The 4,833-nt window shown below is 69.0% G+C and carries 5 protein-coding genes and 1 pseudogene; 3 read left to right on the top strand and 3 right to left on the bottom strand.

The window, feature by feature from the left end:
• Nucleotide 1: 1 nt before the first annotated feature.
• Entirely contained in the window at nt 2-661 is a 660-nt protein-coding gene (locus AC08ON_RS14240; protein ID WP_476617139.1) for a M50 family metallopeptidase, read from the bottom strand.
• A gap of 225 nt (nt 662-886) precedes the next feature.
• Here AC08ON_RS14240 and AC08ON_RS14235 point away from each other — a divergent pair, with 225 nt between their 5' ends.
• The gene (locus AC08ON_RS14235; protein WP_476607991.1) at nt 887-1,645 is read left to right on the top strand and encodes a lysophospholipid acyltransferase family protein; all 759 of its coding nucleotides are present in this window, start codon (nt 887-889) and stop codon (nt 1,643-1,645) included.
• An 81-nt stretch (nt 1,646-1,726) separates the two neighbouring features.
• Here AC08ON_RS14235 and AC08ON_RS14230 read toward each other — a convergent pair whose 3' ends face one another.
• The gene (locus AC08ON_RS14230; RefSeq protein ID WP_476607990.1) at nt 1,727-2,929 is read right to left on the bottom strand and encodes an alkane 1-monooxygenase; all 1,203 of its coding nucleotides are present in this window, start codon (nt 2,927-2,929) and stop codon (nt 1,727-1,729) included.
• Between the two features lie 204 nt (nt 2,930-3,133).
• Here AC08ON_RS14230 and AC08ON_RS14225 point away from each other — a divergent pair, with 204 nt between their 5' ends.
• A complete protein-coding gene (locus AC08ON_RS14225) occupies nt 3,134-3,346 on the top strand; it encodes a hypothetical protein (protein ID WP_049760855.1) in 213 nt (70 codons plus the stop codon).
• 102 nt (nt 3,347-3,448) lie between these two features.
• Entirely contained in the window at nt 3,449-4,351 is a 903-nt protein-coding gene (locus tag AC08ON_RS14220; RefSeq protein WP_476607989.1) for an AEC family transporter, read from the top strand.
• A gap of 92 nt (nt 4,352-4,443) precedes the next feature.
• Here the strand turns inward: AC08ON_RS14220 and AC08ON_RS14215 are convergent.
• Nucleotides 4,444-4,833: pseudogene (locus tag AC08ON_RS14215) on the bottom strand (hypothetical protein); the annotation flags it as partial.

The following is a 4,833-nucleotide window of genomic DNA, read 5'->3' as shown; positions in this document are numbered from 1 at the left end:
TCTAGGAAACTCCCGCTAGGCCGAAGAACCCGACCCAGAGCGTCGGGGGCAGTCCGGTCAACCGCGCGAGCTGATCCGGGTCGGAATCCCCGGCCCGGCGCCGACGGCGCCCCCGCTGCACCTCGATCACCGGGCGGATCGCGCCCAGCAGCAGGAAGCACGCGATGTACGCGCCGAATCCGGCGCACACGGTCTGCGGCGCGAACCAGGAGACCGCCAGGATTCCCGCGGTACTCCCCAGCACGGACAGGGCCCCGAAACCGTTGCGGATCACGACCAGCATCGCCAGCAGCAGCGCCACGCACAGCTGTAGCAGCAGACTCGTCCGGCCGGTGGCCAGCAAGCCCGCGGCTCCGAGACCGAGCAGAGACGGTGTCGTGTAGCCGGCGGCGACGGTCACGATGACACCTGCACCGGTCGGCCGTCCGGAGGACACGGTCACTCCGGAGGTGTCCGAATGCAGCCGAACGCCGGCCAGGCGGCGCCCCGTCGCGACCGCGGCCAGGGCATGTCCGCCTTCATGCGCAATTGTTATCATATGTCTAGATATCGGCCATAGGCGGTCGCTGAGTACCGTCAGGGCCGCCAGAATCGCGGCAACGACGAGCACCCATTGCGGCGCCGCCGGCTGCGCCGCAATGCTCCGGCGCAGAATCTCCATTTCCGTCGTCTCTCCCTCATCCGCGCGGTTGGTCCCGCTCCTCCACAGACGCCTGATAAGAACATCATCGATCCTGCCCCCGCCCCACGCGACGTTGCCTTCCGGTGAAACCGGACCGCGGTATCGCCGGGCATCCACGACGACCGGCGTCAGGGGGTGGGGGTAAGGTCGTGTCGCATTCGGCACACCGGGGAGACCGCGAGGAACATCGAGGAGTGGCCCGTCGTGGCGGAGTACGTCTACCGGCCGGTGGTCAGCATGGTGCGGGGACTTTTCGGCGCACTGCGCCTGCGTCTCGACATCCAGGGCACGGAGAACATCCCGGCATCGGGTGGCGGCATCGTCCTGATCAATCACGTCTCGTACCTGGACTTCGCGCTCGCGGGTCTGCCGTTCTGGATCGCGGAGCGTCGGCTGGTCCGGTTCATGGCCAAGAAGGCCGTCTTCGACCACCGGATCAGCGGGCCGCTCATGCGCGGCATGCACCACATCCCGGTCGACCGAGAGGCCGGCGCAGCGTCTCTGCGCCACGCCCTCGACGCGCTGCGCGCCGGGGAACTCGTGGGCGTCTTCCCCGAGGCGACGATCAGTCCGAGTTACTGTCTGGCGACATTCAAGACCGGGGCAGCCCGGATGGCCGCTCACACGAAGGTGCCGGTGATCCCGGTGATCCTCTGGGGCAGCCAGCGCATTTTCACCAAGGGGCGGCCCTTCAGACTGCGGGACGCGATCGGTGTCCGCGTCTCGATCACGGTGGGCAGGCCCGTCCAGCCCACGGAACTGGGTAAGGGCCGCGACGGCACGGCGCTGCTGGAGAAGGTGATGAACGAGCTGCTCGACGACGCGCAGCGCCGCTACCCGCGACCCACGCCGGGCGAGCCGGACTGGTGGCTGCCCGCGCATCTCGGTGGCTCGGCTCCTGATCGGCCGGCCGATCAGGACGCCGCCGAGCAGAGCACCTCCGAGGAATCCGGCCAGAGCTGACAGATCCCCGTCGGAATCCTTACCGACCGACGATCTCGCGGACGGCCCTGCGCTGTTACCGTGCGTTATTCAAGGAAGTACTCACCCACGAACACCGCCCCGGGACGGCGGCGGCCCGGACGGCAACCGGTACCGGGTCAGCAAAGCAGCCCGGCGCGCGGGGTGCAGGTTCGCCCGGCTGACGTCCCCGCCGTAATGCTCGACGACGCGGTCGTCCATCACCCGAAACCATACCGGCGGGAGATACGCCGCGAGCAGGAGCGTGGCGTACCCCGCCGGTAGCTGGGGAGAGGCCTCGAAGGACCGCAGTGCCTGGTAGCGCCGGGTCGGGTTGGCGTGGTGGTCGCTGTGTCGCTGCAACTGGTAAAGCGCCAGATTGCTGATCACGGCATCGCTGTTCCAGCTGTGCCGGGGATCGACCTTCTCATAACGCCCGCTCGGAGTCAGCTCCCGGGCCAGGCCGTAGTGCTCGATGTAGTTGACCCCCTCCAACAAGGTGAACCCGAAGGCCGCCTGGGCGGCGAGGAAGACGAGTACAGCCGGCCCGAACTCGACGGCCAGCGCCAGGAACAACACCGCGGTGAGCAACCAGCCGAGCACGACCTCGTTGCGCACCGACCAGACCCGTCGGCCGCGCAACCGTAGCCGGGCGGCTTCCAGCGACCAGGCGGAACGCAGACTGCCGACGACGGTCCGCGGCCAGAACCGCCAGAAGCTCTCCCCCAACCGGGCGCTCGCCGGGTCCGCCGCCGTCGCTACCCACACGTGATGGCCCCGGTTGTGCTCTACGGAGAAGTGACCGTACGCGGCCGGCGCCAGCATCAACCTCGCCAACCAGCGCTCGAAAATCCCCCGCTTGTGGCCGAGCTCGTGCGCGGTGGTGATACCCACCCCGGTCACGGTGCCGACCGACACCACCACGCCGATCCGGGCGGACCACGACAGGTCGCCGTTCGTCCAGGCCGAGGCGCCCAGCAGCAGGCCGACGGCCGCCAGCGGCGGGTAGAGATACGTGCACCGGCGGTAGTAACGGTCGGCCTCCAGCGCGGCCCGGATCTCCTCCGGTGGATTGACCGGATCCGGCGGTGTGGTCATGTCGAGCAGCGGAACCAGGACGAAGACGAAGAGCGGGGTGATCCACCAGTGCAGCTCGACACCCGTCCGATGCCACAGGCCGTATCCCACGATGGCCAGCAACGGAACGATGATCGCGGTGAGCCACATGTACCGCTTGCCGTCCCGCCAGGCGAGGCCGCCGGGCGCGGTGAGAACAGGTGCCGCCATCGGTACCTCCGATTTGCCGGCCGGACCGCCGACCAGCGCCGACCGCCACCGCGGGGCGAAAACCCCTGACGGCGCACGATAACTCGACAGTGAGCCTGCCACGTGTCATATACTGGGACAACAGAACGCCGGTCACATCGAGGAGCAGGACCCGTGCAAACAGGTGGCGTGACGCCGTCGCCCGCGGGCCGGCGCTCCCGTTCGATGACCGACTCGCCCCCCTGGATCGGTGGGGTGATGGTCGGCACTCTGTTGCTGTCCACCGTTGTTCTGATCACGTATACGCTGCTTCCCCTGCCCGGCCAGGAACGTCTGGGTGCGGGCAACTACGTCCTCGCCGCCGTGCTGTTCGCCGCCAACATCCTGCTGCCTCGGCTACTGCGATGGCATCGGCGCCGCCGAAACCACCGGCCATGATCCATCCGCGCGCCGGTCCCCGCCCCAAGCCGGCCACGTGGCCTGTCCCACGCCCGGCGCATCCCAGCGCCTTCCGGGAACCCCGGCTGCCACGATGGCCGAATGTCCGCACTGATCGTGCTCTTGGTCGGACTGGTGGCGGGCATCGGGGTCCGGCACCGCGGACGACTGCCCGCGGACACCGCCCACGTGATCAACGTCTGGCTGCTGGACGTGGCCCTGCCCGCTCTGACGCTGCGCGCCATGCATGGCATCGTCTTCCCGCCGAACCTCGCGCTCGTCATCGCCGCGCCCTACCTGCTCTTCGTCCTGACGACGGCTGGCTACGTGCTGGCCGGACGAGCGTTGCGGATGCCGCGGGAGGTCGTCGTCGCCCTGATCGCCACGACCGCGGTGGCGAACACGAGCTTCGTCGGCATCCCGATGGTGACCGCCTTCTTCGGCGCGTCGTCGGTCCCGGTTGCCGTGCTCGTGGATCAGCTCGGTTCCTTCCTACTGCTAAACACGGTGGTCCTCGGGACGGTCACGATCAGTGCCGGCGCATCGCTTTCCCGCGCCGAGCTCGCCCGTCGGGTCCTCACCGCTCCGGCGCTGATCGCCTTGGTGGCCGCGCTCGTCCTGCGGCCGGTGACCTTCCCGGGCTGGCTGAACGCCGCGCTGGGGTCGCTCGGTGGCACCCTCACCCCGCTCGCCCTGTTCTCCATCGGTCTGCAACTCCAGGTGCGTGCGGTCCGGGTGCGGTGGCGAGAGCTGGCCCTCGGCCTCGGCGTCAAGCTGGTCGCCGCGCCCGCGCTCGTGGTGGGGATCTACGCGCTGACGGGGACCGTCGGAGATCACGACGTGCAGGTGGCCCTCTTCGAGGTGGCGATGCCCCCGATGGTCGCCGGCGCACTCATCGCCGCCCGTCACGAACTCGCGACACCGTTGCCGAGCCTGCTGGTGGGAGTCGGGGTTCCGCTGTCGTTCGTGAGCCTGGTGGTCTGGGCGCTGCTCCTCGGGGCCTGAGGAGGTGGGGGGCCTGAGTCGTGCTCGTCCTCCAGCGGGGTCACCGCTGTGGCGGGCGCCCGGCGTGCTGGTCACACCCCACGTGGGCGGGTTTACCATGCGTGCGGCGCACCGGGCGGCACCTCCCACGAGGGCGCGCCGTCGGCGCACGGGGCGAGATGTGTGTCCGCGATGGCGGAGAAATCGCCGAAGAACTTGATTTCCAGCCGCTCGCGACAGACACCTCCCTTGCCGTCCGGCGCGAGACGCAGAAAGTACAGCACGCTCGTACCTCCGGCAGCCGGCCGGTCATGCGGGTTGTAGCCGCCACCGTCCCAGTGGAACTCGGCCCGGGTCCGCAACACCCAGCGCAGTCCCTCGATGATGATCGGATTTGGGTCCGGCAGCCGCATCGCGAAGTGCCGCTCGAGCTCGAACACGCGTTCCTGCTCGATGAGCCCGGCCGGTAGTCCAGGTGTCCGCCGGAGCATGAAGATCTCCAA

The sequence above is a fragment of the Frankia sp. CoWAU3 genome (assembly GCF_977971855.1).
This window is presented reverse-complemented; position numbering and strand designations above follow the sequence as displayed.